This window comes from Streptomyces sp. NPDC046821 (assembly GCF_040645335.1).
Classification (GTDB): Bacteria; Actinomycetota; Actinomycetes; order Streptomycetales; family Streptomycetaceae; genus Streptomyces.
The window spans coordinates 1-1,175 of the sequence record NZ_JBEYYB010000035.1 but is presented as its reverse complement, the minus strand read 5'-3'; the positions used below and the strand labels follow the sequence as shown (position 1 = coordinate 1,175).

The 1,175-nt window shown below is 72.3% G+C and carries 1 protein-coding gene; it reads left to right on the top strand.

What is annotated here, in order from left to right:
• Nucleotides 1-1,175 (top strand): biotin carboxylase N-terminal domain-containing protein (locus ABZ893_RS36000; RefSeq protein ID WP_361412563.1); only part of this gene is annotated, 1,175 nt, incomplete at both ends.

Below are 1,175 nucleotides of genomic sequence, written 5' to 3'. Positions count from 1 at the left end.
GCTGTCCGCGTGGCCCGGGCGTGCCGGGACGCCGGGATCGCGAGCGTTGCCGTCTACGCCGATCCGGACCGGGACGCTCTGCACGTCCGCGCGGCCGACGAGGCCTTCGCACTGGGCGGTGACACCCCGGCGACCAGCTACCTGGACATCGCCAAGGTGCTGCAGGCCGCGAAGGACTCCGGCGCCGACGCGATCCACCCCGGCTACGGATTCCTGTCGGAGAACGCGGAGTTCGCCCAGGCCGTACTCGACGCCGGCCTGATCTGGATCGGCCCGCCCCCGCACGCGATCCGTGACCTCGGCGACAAGGTCGCCGCCCGCCACATCGCCCAACGCGCCGGCGCCCCACTCGTCGCCGGCACCCCCGACCCCGTATCGGGCGCGGACGAGGTCGTCGCGTTCGCCAAGGAACACGGCCTGCCGATCGCGATCAAGGCCGCCTTCGGCGGCGGCGGCCGCGGCCTCAAGGTCGCCCGCACCCTGGACGAGGTCCCCGAGCTCTACGAGTCCGCCGTCCGCGAGGCCGTCGCCGCGTTCGGCCGCGGCGAATGCTTCGTCGAGCGCTACCTCGACAAGCCCCGCCACGTCGAGACCCAGTGCCTCGCCGACACCCACGGCAACGTCGTCGTCGTCTCCACCCGCGACTGCTCCCTCCAACGCCGCCACCAAAAACTCGTGGAAGAGGCCCCGGCCCCGTTCCTCTCGGACGCCCAGGTCGACCAGCTCTACAGCGCGTCGAAGGCGATCCTGAAGGAGGCCGGCTACGTCGGCGCCGGCACCGTCGAATTCCTCGTCGGCCTCGACGGCACGATCTCCTTCCTCGAGGTCAACACCCGCCTCCAGGTCGAACACCCCGTCACCGAAGAAGTCGCCGGCATCGACCTGGTGCGCGAGATGTTCCGCATCGCCGACGGCGAAGCCCTCGGCTACACCGACCCCGTGCTGCGCGGCCACTCCTTCGAGTTCCGCATCAACGGCGAAGACCCGGGGCGCGGCTTCCTGCCCGCCCCCGGCACCGTCACCAAGTTCGAAGCACCCACCGGCCCGGGCGTCCGCCTGGACGCCGGCGTCGAATCCGGCAGCGTGATCGGCCCCGCCTGGGACTCCCTGCTCGCCAAGCTCATCGTCACCGGCGCCACCCGCGAACAGGCCCTCCAGCGCGCCGCCCGCGCCCT